Origin of the sequence: Pseudomonas sp. yb_2, from assembly GCF_043103905.1 — a bacterium.
In the GTDB taxonomy this organism is placed as follows: domain Bacteria; phylum Pseudomonadota; class Gammaproteobacteria; order Pseudomonadales; family Pseudomonadaceae; genus Aquipseudomonas; species Aquipseudomonas alloputida.
In genome coordinates, this window is sequence record NZ_JBICKH010000089.1 from 17,110 (window position 1) to 32,447 (window position 15,338).

General features: G+C 62.7%; 12 protein-coding genes, 4 tRNA genes and 1 pseudogene. 13 read left to right on the forward strand and 4 right to left on the reverse strand.

Annotation, left to right across the window (positions count from 1 at the left end):
• Positions 1-6: 6 nt before the first annotated feature.
• The gene (locus tag ACF8FB_RS25165) at positions 7-1,317 is read right to left on the reverse strand and encodes a C4-dicarboxylate transporter DctA (RefSeq protein ID WP_010953231.1); all 1,311 of its coding nucleotides are present in this window, start codon (positions 1,315-1,317) and stop codon (positions 7-9) included.
• Between the two features lie 227 nt (positions 1,318-1,544).
• Complete coding sequence (locus ACF8FB_RS25170; protein WP_010953232.1) at positions 1,545-1,859, reverse strand: helix-turn-helix domain-containing protein; 315 nt, start codon at positions 1,857-1,859, stop codon at positions 1,545-1,547.
• A gap of 266 nt (positions 1,860-2,125) precedes the next feature.
• On the opposite strand from ACF8FB_RS25170, the pseudogene ACF8FB_RS25175 reads away from it, so the two are divergent.
• The 3 genes and pseudogenes from ACF8FB_RS25175 to ACF8FB_RS25185 all read left to right on the forward strand — a co-directional run.
• A pseudogene (locus tag ACF8FB_RS25175) lies at positions 2,126-2,455 on the forward strand (PAS domain-containing protein); the annotation flags it as partial.
• A 159-nt stretch (positions 2,456-2,614) separates the two neighbouring features.
• Entirely contained in the window at positions 2,615-3,691 is a 1,077-nt protein-coding gene (locus tag ACF8FB_RS25180; RefSeq protein ID WP_392512320.1) for a methyl-accepting chemotaxis protein, read from the forward strand.
• Positions 3,692-3,704: 13 nt separating this feature from the next.
• A complete protein-coding gene (locus tag ACF8FB_RS25185) occupies positions 3,705-5,393 on the forward strand; it encodes a bifunctional diguanylate cyclase/phosphodiesterase (protein WP_010953234.1) in 1,689 nt (562 codons plus the stop codon).
• 106 nt (positions 5,394-5,499) lie between these two features.
• Here ACF8FB_RS25185 and ACF8FB_RS25190 read toward each other — a convergent pair whose 3' ends face one another.
• Complete coding sequence (locus tag ACF8FB_RS25190; protein ID WP_392510352.1) at positions 5,500-7,248, reverse strand: sigma-54-dependent Fis family transcriptional regulator; 1,749 nt, start codon at positions 7,246-7,248, stop codon at positions 5,500-5,502.
• A 222-nt stretch (positions 7,249-7,470) separates the two neighbouring features.
• Here ACF8FB_RS25190 and ACF8FB_RS25195 point away from each other — a divergent pair, with 222 nt between their 5' ends.
• From ACF8FB_RS25195 to ACF8FB_RS25220, 6 genes are read left to right on the forward strand one after another with little or no spacing between them, the layout of a single operon-like run.
• Positions 7,471-8,565: an ABC transporter ATP-binding protein gene (locus ACF8FB_RS25195; protein ID WP_392512315.1), complete on the forward strand. Its 1,095-nt coding sequence runs from the start codon at positions 7,471-7,473 to the stop codon at positions 8,563-8,565.
• On the forward strand, positions 8,565-9,662 hold the full coding sequence (locus tag ACF8FB_RS25200) for an ABC transporter ATP-binding protein (RefSeq protein WP_392510353.1): 1,098 nt from the start codon (positions 8,565-8,567) through the stop codon (positions 9,660-9,662). Before ACF8FB_RS25195 ends, ACF8FB_RS25200 begins: the two co-directional genes overlap by 1 nt.
• Positions 9,659-10,525 carry a carbohydrate ABC transporter permease gene (locus tag ACF8FB_RS25205; RefSeq protein WP_049587533.1) on the forward strand — a complete coding sequence of 289 codons (867 nt, stop codon included), beginning with the start codon at positions 9,659-9,661 and terminating at the stop codon, positions 10,523-10,525. The genes ACF8FB_RS25200 and ACF8FB_RS25205 overlap by 4 nt, the downstream gene beginning before the upstream one ends.
• A gap of 3 nt (positions 10,526-10,528) precedes the next feature.
• Positions 10,529-11,329 (forward strand): carbohydrate ABC transporter permease, encoded by an 801-nt coding sequence (locus tag ACF8FB_RS25210; protein WP_003250228.1) that lies wholly within the window; start codon positions 10,529-10,531, stop codon positions 11,327-11,329.
• 12 nt (positions 11,330-11,341) lie between these two features.
• A complete protein-coding gene (locus ACF8FB_RS25215) occupies positions 11,342-11,614 on the forward strand; it encodes a DUF2160 domain-containing protein (RefSeq protein ID WP_003250230.1) in 273 nt (90 codons plus the stop codon).
• 39 nt (positions 11,615-11,653) lie between these two features.
• On the forward strand, positions 11,654-13,393 hold the full coding sequence (locus tag ACF8FB_RS25220) for an ABC transporter substrate-binding protein (protein WP_198747901.1): 1,740 nt from the start codon (positions 11,654-11,656) through the stop codon (positions 13,391-13,393).
• Between the two features lie 126 nt (positions 13,394-13,519).
• Here ACF8FB_RS25220 and folD read toward each other — a convergent pair whose 3' ends face one another.
• Complete coding sequence (gene folD, locus ACF8FB_RS25225) at positions 13,520-14,374, reverse strand: bifunctional methylenetetrahydrofolate dehydrogenase/methenyltetrahydrofolate cyclohydrolase FolD (protein ID WP_392512318.1); 855 nt, start codon at positions 14,372-14,374, stop codon at positions 13,520-13,522.
• Between the two features lie 269 nt (positions 14,375-14,643).
• Between folD and ACF8FB_RS25230 the strand changes: the two genes are divergently transcribed.
• From ACF8FB_RS25230 to ACF8FB_RS25245, 4 genes are all read left to right on the forward strand, one after another.
• A tRNA-Arg gene (locus ACF8FB_RS25230) sits at positions 14,644-14,720 on the forward strand.
• A 41-nt stretch (positions 14,721-14,761) separates the two neighbouring features.
• Positions 14,762-14,837: transfer RNA gene (locus ACF8FB_RS25235), tRNA-His, on the forward strand.
• 52 nt (positions 14,838-14,889) lie between these two features.
• Positions 14,890-14,974: transfer RNA gene (locus ACF8FB_RS25240), tRNA-Leu, on the forward strand.
• Between the two features lie 36 nt (positions 14,975-15,010).
• Positions 15,011-15,086 (forward strand) — tRNA-His (locus ACF8FB_RS25245).
• Positions 15,087-15,338 lie beyond the last annotated feature (252 nt).

Sequence of the window (15,338 nt, forward strand, 5' to 3'; positions counted from 1 at the left end):
GTTCGCTCAGAATTCCTGTTGATGGGCGCTGGGTTGCTTGCGTGGCGTGGGGGCAAAGCCAGGCTTGCCGTCGAGCACGTTCTGCGCACGTTCCAGGTCAATGTCCTTCTCCCAACGGGCAATGGCCACGGTGGCCACGCAGTTGCCGATCAGGTTGGTCAACGCCCGGCCGATACCCATGAACCAGTCCACCGCCAGCACCAGTACCAGGCCAACCACAGGGATCGCCGGTACCGCAGTCAGGGTGGCGGCAAGAATCACCAGTGCCGAGCCTGGGATGCCGTGAGCCCCCTTGGAAGTCACCAGCGACACCAGCAGGATGGTCAGCAGGTCGGTCATTTCCAGTGGCGTGCCGGTGGCGTTGGCGATGAACACGATCGCCAGGGTGAGGTAGATGGAAAAACCATCGAGGTTGAACGAGTAGCCGGTAGGGATCACCAGGCCGACCGTGGAACTGCCGATGCCCAGGTGCTCAAGCTTGCGCATGATCTGTGGCAGCACGGCGTCGGAAGAGGCGGTGCCCAGGACGATGGTCAGCTCTTCGCGCAGGTACTTGATCAACGGCAGCAGTTTCAAGCCCGACAGGCGCATGACGGTGCCCAGCACGATCAGCACGAAGCCGGCACAGGTGAGGTAGAACAGCGCCACCAGCCCGCCCAGGTGCTGCAGCGACGCCAGGCCGTACTTGCTGGTGGTGAAGGCGATGGCACCGAACACGCCGATCGGCGCCAGGCGCACGATCATGCCCATGATGCGGAAGATCACATGGCTCAGTTCGTTGATCAGTCGCGAAATGCCGGCGGCCGAGTCACCCACCAGGTTCAGTGCGCTGCCGAACAGCACCGAGAACAGCAGCACCTGAAGAATGTTGTTGTCGGCGAAGGCACCGATCACCGAGGTGGGGATCAGGTCCATGAAGAACGCCGTGGCGCCATGGATGTGCTGGCCGCGCTCGGCCAAGCCGTTGGCATCGGCGGCGGACAGTTGATCCAGGTGAATATTGGCACCGCTGCCAATGCCACTGGTGAAGGCGAACACCAGGCCGATCACCAGCGCCAGGGTAGTCAGCACTTCGAAGTAGATCACCGACTTCAGGCCGATGCGCCCGACCTTTTTCAGGTCGCCCGCACCCGAAATGCCGCTGACCACCACGCAGAACACGATCAGGCCGATGAGCATCTTGATCAGCTTGATGAAGCCGTCGCCGAGGGGTTTGAGTTGCAGGGAGAGGTCGGGGAAGCTCAGACCGCAGGCGATGCCGAGGGCAAGGCCGAGTACGACTTGCAGGAAAATCGAACGCGAGCACCATTTGAGCATGGGAGGAGTCTCTGATCGGTGTCCTTGCTTCGGTAGCCGCACGGGGCGAAAGAGCGCAGGACTTAATTATTGTGGTCTTACCGGTTTGTTCAGCGCGAGGCCATAAAAGCGCGAAAAATTCCTGATTGCAAGGATTTTTGGCCTTACCGGTCTGACCAGTTGTGGGGCAATCCGTCCTGCCATGCTCTAGTTCGGTGCGTGCCGTGAAAGCTGGCGCGTGAAATAGCTCAGGGCTTGGCCAGTGCCTGGTCCACTGCTGCAATCAGCTTGCCAAGATCTTTGGGTGGGGCGTTGTGGATGACGCCGAACAGGTAGGCGCGCTGCTCCTCTTCGTCGTCCGGTTCAGCGAAGAAGTCCTTGGTCTTGACGCCCAGCACCTGGGCAAACGCCATGATTGCATCGATGCTGGGGGTGTAGGTGCTGGTTTCGAAACGGCTGATGGTCTTGGGGTCGAAGCCGGTCCGTTCGGCCAGTTGTGCCTGGGTCAGGCCCGCCAGCTTGCGGTAGCGGCGCAGGGCGATACCCAAAGCTGATCTCGTCATCGCTTAATTCCCATTTAGAATCAAGAACTTAACGATATCTATCAATGTGGCGCAACGCCATGATCGATCACCTTTGTTTTATTTATGTGATGAATTTCGTAGAATTCATGGCTTGACCGGTCAGTCATCGTCACCTTCCTTGTACCGTTCGGCCTCGTGCCGCAACGGCAGGAAGCGCTTTTGCCCATTGGAACGGATCCTCATGATTCGGTTCCGATGGCCGTCGATGAACTGGGTGCCGGCTTGTCATTGAATGGAGTCTCATCGTGCGCCTCAACTTGCCGGTAACCCCGGTCGAGCAACGTTTTCCCCCCCATCAGCGGCTGATTTCTGCTACCGATACCGCCAGCCTGATCACCTACTGCAACCCAGAGTTTGCCGCCATCAGTGGCTACAGCGAGGCCGAACTGATCGGCAGCCCGCACAACCTGGTGCGCCACCCGGATATGCCGCCGGCGGTGTACGAGTTGATGTGGCGCTACCTGAAAGCCGGCAAGAGCTGGATGGGTATCGTCAAGAACCGCTGCCGTAACGGCGACTACTACTGGGTCAATGCCTACGTCACGCCCATCCTCGAAGGTGGGCGGGTAGTGGGTTACGAGTCGGTGCGCGTATGCCCTACGCGCGAGCAAGTAGCCCGTGCCGAAGCCCTGTATGCGCGGCTGCGCAACGGCCAGGCGGCACTGTCGGCGCCGCGCCGGCTGAGCTTGCTGGCGCAGGCCTTGGCCTTGCCACTGGCCGGTGGGCTGCTGGCGGTGGGGGCCAACCAGCTGTGGCCTGGCCTGGTGGGGCAGGGGCTGACCCTGGGGCTGTTCGTGGCCTGCGGCCTGTGGGTGCGCAATGCCCTCGGGCGGCAGTTGCAGCAGATTGTGCAGGGTGCCGAAGGTGCCTTCGCCGACCCGATTGCAGCCTTGACCTACAGCGACCTGTCGGGTGCTGCCGGGCAGTTGCAACTGATGCTGATCAGCGAAGAGGCACGCCTGAAAACCGCCTTGACCCGGCTAAGCGATCTGGCCGGGCAAATGGCCGTGGCCGCTCGCGATGCCGGGCAGTTGTCGCGCAGCACCGAGGCGGCATTGCTGGAGCAGCGTGCCGAAACCGACCTGAGCGCCACTGCAATGAACCAGATGGCCGCCTCCATTGGCGAAGTGGCCAACCACGTGCAGTTGACCGCCGCCGAGGCACACACGGCGCACCTGCTGGCCGAGCAAGGTAGCCAGGTGGCCGATGCCAGCGGTGCGGCCATTCGTAACCTGGCCAGCACCGTGACGCAGATCAACCAGGCGGTCAGCCACCTGGCGGGTCAGACCGGCGCCATCGCCGAGGCCGCCGGGATGATCCGCGGCATTGCCGAGCAAACCAACCTGCTGGCCCTTAACGCCGCCATCGAGGCTGCCCGTGCGGGCGAGCAGGGCCGGGGCTTTGCCGTGGTCGCCGACGAGGTGCGGGCACTGGCCGACAAGACCCGCCAGTCCACCCTGCACATCCAGGCCATCATCGATGCCCTGCGCAGTGGCGCCGAGGAAGCCGTGGCGATCGCCAGCCGAGGCATCGACGGTGCCGAGCAGGGCGTTGCCCAGGTGCAGGAAGCTCGGCAGGCGCTGCATGGCATTCGTGACGCGGTACAGCGCATCAGCGATATGAGCCAGCAGATGGCCACCGCCTCGCAGCAGCAGTCGGCGGTGGCAGAAGACGTTTCGCGGCAGATCAACGGCGTAGCCGGTATTGCCCAGCACAGCGCCCATAGCGCCAACGCCGCCGCCTCGCGCGGTACCGAACTGGAACACGTGTGCGCCGGATTGCGCGCCCTGGTGGAGCGCTTCAACCGCTAAGGCAGGATGCTTTATGGATGATAACTATCGCGCGGCCGTGGACGCGGCCGCGATCTTTTCGGAAACCGACCTGCGTGGGAACATCACCTACGTCAATCAGCAGTTCTGCAGCATCTCGGGCTACAGCCGTGAGGAACTGCTGGGGGCCAACCACCGCATCCTCAATTCCGGGCTGCATGAACCGACGTTTTTTGTCGGCATGTGGCGGGCTTTGGTCGCCGGGCGGGTGTGGAAGGGCGAAATCTGCAACCGGTCCAAGGACGGTTCGTTGTACTGGGTCGACAGCACCATGGTGCCACTGGTCGATCCGCTGACAGGCCAGGTGCGCAAGTATGTGTCGATCCGCTTTGACGTCACGGAGAAGCGCCAGCTGCTGCATACCTTGCAGTGGCGGGTGGGCCACGATGTGCTCACCGGCCTGCCTAACCGCGCCTACCTGTCCGACCTGCTGAACCAGGCCCTGGCCTACTCGCGCTGCGAAGGCATCTCGCTGGCGGTGTGCATGCTCGACCTGGATGGTTTCAAGGCGGTCAACGACGGCTACGGGCATGCCGTGGGTGACCTGCTGCTGGTGGAAGTGGCGCAGCGCTTGAAGAGCATCCTGCGCGGTGGTGATGCCGTGGCCCGGCTGTCGGGCGACGAATTCGTGCTGATCCTGCGCGACGTCGACGATGAGCACCAGCTGCATGCAGCCCTGCAGCGGGTATTGCGTGCCTTGGCAGCGCCCTGTGTAGTGCGTGAGCATACGCTGTCGCTCAGCGCCAGTATCGGCGTGACCCTGTACCCGCAGGATGACGAAGATGCCGACACCCTGGTGCGCCACGCCGACCAGGCCATGTATGTGGCCAAGCAGCGCGGGCGCAACCGTTACCACCTGTTCGACGTGTCGCAGGAACAGGAACTCAAGGCCACCCACCAGACCGTGGCGCGCGTGCGCCGGGCGCTGCGCAACGGTGAGCTGTGCCTTTACTACCAGCCCAAGGTCAACCTGCGCACTGGCAAGGTACTGGGCTTCGAGGGCTTATTGCGCTGGCAGCGGCCAGGCCGTGGTGTGGTGCCGCCAGGCGATTTCCTGCCCTGGGTAGAGCAGACCGACCTGATCGTCGAAATCGGCGAGTGGGTGATCGGGCAGGCGTTGAGCCAGTTGCAGGCCTGGCAGCGCCAAGGGCAGCCCTGGTCGCTGAGCGTGAATATTGCCGCGCGGCATTTGCAGCGCAGTGACTTTGCCGAGCGCCTGCAGCAGCTGCTGGCAGCGTACCCGGCGGTGGACCCGGCGCTGCTGGACCTGGAAATCGTCGAGTCGGTGGCCATCGACAACCTGCAGCATGTCAGCCGCTGCCTGGATGCCTGCCGTGCGCTGGGTGTGCGTTTCTCGCTGGACGATTTCGGCACCGGTTATTCGTCCTTGAGTTACCTGAAACGCTTGCCGACCCAGACGATCAAGATCGACCAGTCGTTCGTGCGTGACATCCTTCATGACCAGGACGACCTGGCGCTGACGGAGGCAGTGATCGGCCTGGCGCGAGCGTTTGGCCGCGAGGTGATTGCCGAGGGGCTGGAGAGTGTCGAGCACGGTCGGGTACTGATGGGCCTGGGCTGCGAGCTGGCGCAGGGTTACTGCATCGCCCGGCCGATGCCCGCCAGTGACGTGCAAGCCTGGGCACAGGCCTACCAGCAGCCAGTGCAGTGGCGTGACCCTTGAAGGTCATCAGCGGGCCGTGGTCTTGACCTGCACGGGGGGCGCCACCTGCTTGTCGATCAGGGGTGGCTTCGAAAACCTGCTGTGCGGCGCTTCAGGGCCAATCGATTCATCGCCCACGCAACCGCTTGTACAGTGTGGTGCGGCTGATACCAAGTCGGCGGGCCACCGCCGACAGGTTGCCATTGGCTTGCTCGACCAGGCTCTGCAGGTCCGTCTCTTCAGTCGCTATCGGCACCGGTGTTTTCGACTCGGCCAGAAAGCCCGCTGGAAGGTGCTCGACGCCGACCGGCCCGTTGGCCGCCAGGGCCAACGCGACCTGTAGCACGCTCACCAGTTCGCGCAGGTTGCCCGGCCAGGGGTGTTGATCGAACAGGTCGATAATGGCCGGCGGCAGCCGCGCAGGTTGCCCGGGCTCGCGGTAGCGGGCATGCACCTGCTCAATCAGCTGGCGCCGGTCAGCGCGTTCGCGCAGGGGAGGCAGCACCAGCGTCAGGCCGGCGATGCGGTAGTACAGGTCCTGGCGAAAGCGCCCGGCGCGCACTTCGTCGGCCAGGTTGCGATTGCTCGCCGACACCACGCGGATATCCACCGGCACCGGTTCGCCACTGCCCAGCGGCTGGATGCTGCGCGACTGCAGTACGCGCAGCAGGCGGGCCTGGGTGGGCAGTGGCATGTCGCCAATCTCATCCAGAAACAGGATGCCGTGGTCGGCCTTGCGGATCAGTCCCGGGTTGCCCTTGTGGTGGGCGCCGGTGAACGCGCCTTTGTCATAGCCGAACAGTTCCGACTCCACCAGTTCGGCCGGGATCGCCGCACAGTTTACGGCGACCAGCGGCTGCCTGGCGCGGCTGCTGGCCCGGTGCAGGGCGTCGACGAACACTTCTTTGCCTACGCCTGTTTCGCCCTCGACCAACACCGGGATGTCCTTTTCCAATAGCAGGCCGGCTTGTATCAAGGCTTTTTCCAGGCGCGGCTCGGCACTGCCGGCTTCGGGGCGGCGAGTGGTTTCGCGTGGGGGGTGCCACTGGCAGTGAAAGCGGTTGCGCCCGGTGGCCTGCAGAGCGAAGGGCTGTTGTCGGGGATGGCTGAGCAGCTGTTGCAGGGGTAACTGGAACAGTTGCTCGATGTTTTGCTGCAGCGGGTTTACGCCAAGCAGGCTATCGGCCCGGTGGTTGGCGGCCAAAACCTGCCCGCGTTCATCGAACACCAGCAAGCCGGCCCAAGGGCTGTCGAGGTTGTCGGAGGCGCTGTTGAAGATCAGTTGTGCATGCTGGTCAGCATGTTCGGCGAGGATCAGGCGGTTTTCCAGGCTCTGGCCCATCATGCGCACCAGCCCAAGCGTCTGGCTGGCCGGCAGGTAGCCGTCGCTGGCTACGTCGAGCGCCCCGACCAGCTGCCGTGCGGCGTCGAACAGGGGGGCGGCGGCGCTGGACATGTAGCGGTTCTGGCGCAGGAAGTGTTCGTCCTGGCCGACGTGAACCGCTTCGGCGCAAATCAGTGTGGTGCCCAGGGCATTGGTGCCGACGCCACGTTCGTGCCAATGGGCGCCGGCGCTGAAACCATGGTGCTGGCGCGGTTCGATGAAACGCCGCGAGCCCCAGCTGTCGAGCAGGCAGCCGCTGGCATCGGCCAGCATTACCAGGTAGCTGGCGTTACCCAAGAGGTGCGCATAGTGCGGTAGCACTTCCTCGCGGGTCAGGCGTAGCAGATTTTGGCGCCGCTCCAGCAGGGCGCTGAGCTCGGCGCGGGACAGGCAGTCAAAGTCCGGCGCATGCTGCGGCTGCAGGCCGTGGTCGCGGCAGCGGTCCCAGGACGCCTGGATCAGTTGGGTGTGGGTCGAAGCGGATGCGGCCATGGGCCTGTCCTGTGTGATTGTTGTCATGGGTCGACCGCCGTTCAGTGTTGTTCACGGCTGTTCATTGTCAAACTGGCCAGTGTCCAGTTGTGCAGTGATTGTGTTCACCTGCGCGCCCGCGATTTGCCAGCGCTGCCACCCAGGCCCCGGGCCAGAGCACCGGGGAAGGACTGGCACGGAACTGGCTGTAGCCGGCAGACACAATCACAAAAAGGCCACGCCATGTCCCTGGTGCTGGAGCAGGTCAGCCGTAGCGTCGACAACCAGCCGTGGATCGTCGATGCGTCACTGCGTTTCGAGCCCGGCTCGTTCAATGTGCTGCTGGGGCGCACCCTGGCCGGCAAGACCAGCCTGATGCGCCTGATGGCCGGGCTGGACCGTCCGGACCGGGGGCGGGTGCTGATGGATGGCCAGGACGTCACCGGTGTGCCGGTGCGTCAGCGCAATGTGTCGATGGTGTATCAGCAATTCATCAATTACCCGACCTTGAGCGTGTACGAAAACATCGCCTCGCCGCTGCGCCAGGCGCGCATGGCCGAGGACCAGATCCGGCGGCGGGTGCAGGAAACTGCCGAGATGCTGCGCATCGAAACCTACCTGCAACGCCTGCCACTGGAGCTCTCCGGTGGCCAGCAGCAACGCACGGCGATGGCCAGGGCACTGGTCAAGGATGCCTCGTTGATCCTCTTCGACGAGCCATTGGTCAACCTCGACTACAAGTTGCGCGAAGGCCTGCGCCAGGAGCTGCGCGAGCTGTTCGCGGCGCGCCATTGCATTGCTGTGTACGCCACCACCGAGCCCAACGAGGCGCTGGCGCTGGGCGGCACCACCACCCTTGTGCACGAAGGCCGTATCGTGCAGAGCGGGCCCACCGCCGAGGTCTATCAGCGACCCAGCAGCGTGCTGGCTGCCGAGCTGTTTTCCGAGCCGCCGATCAACCTGGTGTCTGGCCGTATCACGGGTAACGAGGTGAGCCTGGCCCAGACCGTGCACTTTGCCCGCAATGCCGACCTGGAGCTGCTGGCCGAGGGTGACTACCGCTTCGGCGTGCGCCCCAGCCATATCGCGCTGGTGCCTGCCCACGACGATGACCTGGAGCTGGCGGTACTGGTGGAGTTGGCCGAGATCAGTGGGTCAGAAACATTTCTGCATGTGCGCAACGAATACTGGCGCATGGTGCTGCACCTTCCCGGGGTTCACGAGTACCAGGTGGACACGCCGATACGCGTGTTCATCCCCACGCACAAGCTGTTCGTTTTCGACAGCGCCGGGCTGTTGGTGCAGGCCCCGGGGCTGCGCCAGGCGAGGAGAGGGTGATGGCCGAAATCCGCCTGCGCCAGCTGGCGCACAGTTACAGCCGCCAGCCCGCCAGCGAGGCAGACTATGCCCTGCACGCACTCGAACATGTGTGGGAGCAGGGCGGTGCCTATGCGTTGCTCGGGCCGTCGGGCTGCGGCAAGTCGACCTTGCTCAATCTCATTTCCGGGCTGCTGACGCCGTCTCATGGCGAGGTGCTGTTCGACGGCAAGCCGGTCAACCAGCTGTCCCCGCAGGCGCGCAATATCGCCCAGGTGTTTCAGTTCCCGGTGGTGTACGACACCATGACGGTGTTCGACAACCTGGCCTTCCCCTTGCGCAACCAGGGGCTCGATGAAGCCCGGGTGCGTGCCCGGGTGGAAGAAATTGCCGAAGTGCTCGAGCTGACTGCCGTGTTGCGCAAGAAAGCACGCAACCTCACCGCCGATGAAAAGCAGAAAGTCTCCATGGGGCGTGGCCTGGTGCGCGATGACGTGTCGGCGATCCTGTTCGACGAGCCGCTGACGGTGATCGACCCGCATCTGAAGTGGAAGCTGCGGCGCAAGCTGAAGCAGATTCATGAGCAGTTCAACATCACCATGATCTACGTCACCCACGACCAGTTGGAGGCCTCCACCTTCGCCGACAAGATCGCGGTGATGCACGGCGGACGCATCGTCCAGTTCGGCACACCGCGCGAGCTGTTCGAGCGACCGCGGCATACGTTCGTTGGTTATTTCATCGGTAGCCCGGGCATGAACTTGATCGACGTGCGTGCCGAGGCGGGCGCAGTGGTGTTCGGCGATGTCCAGCTGGTGCTGCCCGATGGCCTGTGCGAGCGCCTGGCCTCACTGGCGGGCGGGCGGCTGCAGGTGGGCATTCGCCCGGAGTTCGTGCAGCTATGGGACAGCCCGTTCGAGGGGGCCTACCCGGCGCGGGTGCTGGACGTCGAAGACCTGGGTACCTATCGCATCGTCACCCTCGAACTGGGCGGTGTCGCGCTCAAGGCGAGGCTGGGCGAGGACCGCCCGTTGCCTGTGGACCAGGCCTGGGTCAGCCTGCCGGCGCAGTGGCTGATGCTGTATGTCGACGATGTGCTGCTGGAGACCGGGCCATGAACAACAAGGTGTCGAACAACAAGGCCTGGTGGCTGGTGCTGCCGGTGTTCCTGCTGGTCGCGTTCAGCGCGGTGGTGCCGATGATGACGGTGGTCAACTACTCGGTGCAGGACATCTTCGACCAGTCCAGCCGCTACTTCGTCGGTGCCGACTGGTACCGCCAGGTACTGCGCGACCCGGCGCTGCACGATGCATTGCTGCGCCAGTTCATTTACTCGGCCTGCGTCCTGCTGATCGAAATTCCATTGGGTATAGGCATCGCTCTGGCCATGCCAACCAAAGGCCGCATGGCCTCGGTGTGCCTGATCGTCATGGCTATCCCGTTGCTGATCCCGTGGAACGTGGTCGGCACTATCTGGCAGATTTTCGGCCGTGCCGATATCGGCCTGCTCGGCGCTTCCCTGGCCAAGCTCGGGGTCAGCTACAACTACGCCGGTGACCCGTTCGACGCCTGGCTCACCGTGCTGGTGATGGATGTGTGGCACTGGACTTCGTTGGTGGCTTTGCTGTGCTATTCGGGGCTGCGTGCGATCCCCGACGTGTACTACCAGGCCGCGCGCATCGATCGGGCCTCGGGCTGGGCGGTGTTTCGCCATATCCAGCTGCCCAAGCTCAAGAACGTGCTGGTGATCGCGTTGATGCTGCGCTTCATGGACAGTTTCATGATCTACACCGAGCCGTTCGTGCTGACCGGCGGCGGGCCAGGCAACGCGACCACGTTCCTCAGCCAGACCCTCACGCGTATGGCTGTAGGGCAGTTCGACCTGGGGCCGGCGGCAGCGTTTTCACTGGTGTACTTCCTGATCATCCTGCTGGTGTCGTGGCTGTTCTACACAGCCATGACCCATGCCGACAAGGACTAGGCCATGAGCACACGCAAATCAATGGCCCTGCTGCTGTACTTCTTCTTCCTGCTGGTGCCGATCTACTGGTTGCTGAACATGTCGTTCAAGAGCAACGCCGAGATCCTTGGCGGCCTGACCCTGTGGCCGCAGGCGTTCACGCTCGACAACTACCGAGTGATCTTCACCGACGCCAGCTGGTACAGCGGCTACATCAACTCGCTGTACTACGTGTGCCTGAACACGCTGATTTCACTGCTCGTGGCGTTGCCCGCGGCCTATGCCTTCTCGCGCTACCGCTTTCTTGGCGACCGCCACCTGTTCTTCTGGCTGCTGACCAACCGCATGGCGCCACCGGCGGTGTTCCTGCTGCCGTTCTTCCAGTTGTACTCGTCGATCGGGCTGTTCGATACCCACATTGCCGTGGCGCTGGCCCATTGCCTGTTCAACGTGCCGCTGGCGGTGTGGATCCTGGAGGGTTTCATGTCGGGCGTACCAAGGGAAATCGACGAAACCGCCTACATCGACGGCTACAGTTTTCCGCGCTTCTTCGTGAAGATCTTCATTCCGCTGATTGGCTCCGGCATCGGCGTCACGGCGTTTTTCTGTTTCATGTTCTCCTGGGTCGAACTGCTGCTGGCGCGCACCCTGACCTCGGTGAATGCCAAGCCGATTGCCGCGGTGATGACCCGCACGGTGTCGGCATCGGGCATCGACTGGGGTGTGCTGGCGGCGGCGGGGGTGCTGACCATCTTGCCGGGCATGCTGGTGATCTGGTTCGTGCGCAATCATGTGGCCAAGGGCTTCGCCCTGGGCCGGGTGTGAGGAGGGCAACGCATGGAGTGGATGGCCTGGACCCTGCCGACAGCGCTGTTCTTCGCCGCTGTGGGCCTGTTGCTGCTGGGCATGACCCTGCTTGAACTGCGTCGCCCCTGCGTAGAGCGACGGGGCTTTTTGCCGCTGGTCACCAGCCGAGGTGACCGTTTGTTCATCGGCCTGCTGGCCAGCGCCTACCTGCACCTGCTGGTGGTCGGTGTCAGCGACTGGCCATTGTGGGTGGCCTCGCTGCTGTCGCTGGCGTGGCTGGCGGTGGTGTTGCGCTGGGGCTGAGCGAGCGGCCCTGTGGGATAACTGAAACGGGAGATCACAATGTTCGACAACAAACACAACAGGCGACATTTGACCCTGGCCGCGTTGCTGGTACTGGCCAGCGTGCAAGGCACAGCCTGGGCCGACCAGTACGAAGAGGCGGCAAAGAAATGGATCGGCAGCGAGTTCAAGCCTTCGACCCTTACCCCCGAACAGCAGTTGGCCGAATTGCAGTGGTTCATCAAGGCAGCCAAGCCGTTTCGCGGGATGAAGATCAATGTTGTGTCGGAAACCATCACCACCCATGAATACGAATCCAAGGTGCTGGCCAAGGCTTTCAGTGAGATCACCGGCATCCAGCTGACCCACGACCTGCTGCAGGAAGGCGACGTGGTGGAAAAACTGCAGACGCAGATGCAGTCGGACAAGAACATCTATGACGGCTGGGTCAACGACTCCGACCTGATCGGTACGCACTTTCGCTACGGCAAAGTGGAATCGATCACCGACCTGATGGCCAACGAGGGCAAAGCCTATACTTCGCCGACCCTCGACCTGAAGGACTTCATCGGTATTTCCTTCACCACCGCGCCTGATGGCAAGGTCTACCAACTGCCCGACCAGCAGTTCGCCAACCTGTACTGGTTCCGCGCCGACTGGTTCGAGCGGCCGGAGTTGAAGGCCAGGTTCAAAGAGAAGTACGGCTATGAACTGGGGGTGCCAGTGAACTGGTCGGCGTACGAGGACATTGCCAAGTTCTTCACCGAAGACGTCAAGGAGATCGACGGCAAGCGCGTCTACGGGCACATGGACTACGGAAAGAAAGACCCGTCACTGGGCTGGCGCTTCACCGATGCCTGGTTCTCGATGGCCGGCGGCGGCGACAAGGGCCTGCCCAATGGTTTGCCGGTCGATGAATGGGGCATTCGCGTGGAGGACTGCCATCCGGTGGGTTCCAGCGTGACCCGCGGCGGCGATACCAATGGGCCGGCCGCCGTCTATGCCACGCAGAAGTACGTGGACTGGATGCGTGCTTACGCGCCCAAGGAAGCGCAGGGCATGACATTCTCCGAAGCCGGCCCTGTGCCGGCGCAAGGCAACATTGCCCAGCAGATATTCTGGTACACCGCATTCACCGCCGACATGACAAAGCCCGGCTTGCCGGTCGTGAATGCCGACGGCACGCCGAAGTGGCGCATGGCGCCTTCACCGAAGGGGCCTTACTGGGAAGAGGGGATGAAACTCGGCTACCAGGACACTGGCTCGTGGACCTTCTTCAAGTCCACCCCCGAGAAGCAACGCTTGGCGGCGTGGCTGTACGCCCAGTTCGTCACCTCAAAGACCGTATCGCTGAAAAAGACCATCGTCGGCCTGACGCCGATTCGTGAGTCGGACATCAACTCCCAGGCCATGACCGAGTTGGCGCCCAAGCTCGGTGGGCTGGTGGAGTTCTATCGCAGCCCTGCACGGGTGCAGTGGACGCCGACCGGCACCAACGTGCCGGACTACCCGCGGCTGGCGCAGCTGTGGTGGAGCCATATCGCCGAAGTCGCCAGTGGCGAAAAGACCCCGCAGGAAGCCCTGGATGGGCTGGCCCGCGACCAGGACCGCATGATGGAGCGCCTGCAACGCTCCAATGCCCAGGCGACGTGTGCACCCAAGTTGAATCCGGAGAAGGACGCCCAGTACTGGTTCGACCAGCCGGGTGCGCCGAAAGCCAAGCTGGCCAACGAAAAGCCCATGGGCGAGACAGTCAGCTACAACGAACTGCTGAAGTCCTGGGAGGCGGCCAGGAAGTGATCGGCTGAACACCGTGGTGGTTTCACCGACCGCGGGGGCCGTGCAACCGCTCGCTCGCGAAGAGGCCATTAGTCACGGGCAAAAAAAACGGCACCTGCAAAGGTGCCGTTTTCGCATCACGCAGTATTACTTGTGCAGCTCTTCTGCCGCAACCAGCGTGTTCTCCAGCAGGCACGCCCGGGTCATCGGCCCGACGCCGCCCGGCACCGGTGTGATCCAGCCGGCGCGGGGCAGGGCAGTCTCGTAGACCACGTCGCCGACCAGCTTGCCGTCTTCCTGGCGGTTGATGCCCACGTCGATGACGATGGCGCCTTCCTTGACCCACTCACCCTTGACCAGGCCCGGCTTGCCGGCAGCCACGACCACCAGGTCGGCACGCCCGACGTGGCCGGCCAGGTCCTTGGTGAAGCGGTGGCAGACGGTCACGGTGCAGCCGGCCAGCAGCAGTTCCATGGCCATCGGGCGGCCAACGATGTTGGACGCGCCGACGATCACCGCGTTCATGCCGTACAGGTCCTGGCCGGTGCTTTCCAGCAGGGTCATGATGCCTTTCGGTGTGCACGGGCGCAGCAGTGGAATACGCTGGGCCAGGCGGCCGATGTTGTACGGATGGAAGCCGTCCACATCCTTGTCCGGGCGAATGCGCTCGAGCAGCAACGAGGCGTCCAGATGTGCCGGCAGCGGCAGTTGCAGCAGGATGCCGTCGACGGCCGGGTCGTCATTGAGACGGTCGATCAGCTCGGTCAGGGCTTGTTGCGTGGTCTCGCTGGGCAGGTCGAAAGCCTGCGAAATGAAGCCGACCTCTTCGCAGTCCTTGCGCTTGTGCGAGACATAGACTTGGGAGGCGGGGTCGGTGCCGACCAGGATCACTGCCAGGCCCGGCGTACGCAGGCCTTGCTGGCGACGCTCCACGACACGTTGAGCGATCTGCTGGCGCAGGCTGGCGGCGATAGCCTTGCCATCGATTAGGTGTGCAGTCATAGACGCGTGATTAACCATCGAGAAGGAACAATAAAGAACGTGCATTCTCGCACGACATGGGCCAAGGGCAAAGGCGGGTGGTCGGGCAAATCCTCTAACCCCTTAAATAATTTAAATTTTTTCGAAAAAGGTGTTGACGACTTTCGGGGTCGACTATAAGATTCGCCGCACTTGTCGGGCACAGCCTAGCACTGGTTGGCTAAGTCGGGCAGAATGAGTGGTTTAACAGTTCCTTGTTAGCGTCTCGTTCGGTTAGGCTTCAAGCTTAAGCGCCCGTAGCTCAGCTGGATAGAGCATCCGCCTTCTAAGCGGATGGTCGCAGGTTCGAGTCCTGCCGGGTGCGCCATTAGGCAGCTTTGGCAAGCAAGTAGGCTGTAATGCAATATGGTGGGCGTAGCTCAGTTGGTAGAGCGCTGGATTGTGATTCCAGTTGTCGTGGGTTCGATTCCCATCGTCCACCCCATATTTTTCAAGGGCGCCTCGATAGCATCTGGCGCCTTTGTTTTAAGCGTTACGCGGACGTGGTGAAATTGGTAGACACACTGGATTTAGGTTCCAGCGGCGCAAGCTGTAAGAGTTCGAGTCTCTTCGTCCGCACCATGCTTCTGTAAGGTTGTACCGCAAGACCGCAATATGGTGGGCGTAGCTCAGTTGGTAGAGCGCTGGATTGTGATTCCAGTTGTCGTGGGTTCGATTCCCATCGTCCACCCCATATTCCTGAAAGGCGCCTTGATCGTGAGATCGGGCGCCTTTTTGTTTTGGGGGTGTGATGTGCATGCCGTCAGTGTTCTGGTGTCTTTGTTTGAGGTTGAGCGTCGCTCGCGTGGCTCCTGATGTTCCTCCTCAATATCGTGCCGGGTAAACAAGGTGGTCGCGCTTACTCTGTTGGCGGTCAAGCTTTTATGGGGTGTTCTACGGCCGATTGTGTCAGGGCGGCAAGGTGCCTGCCTTGGTTTTTGCGGTG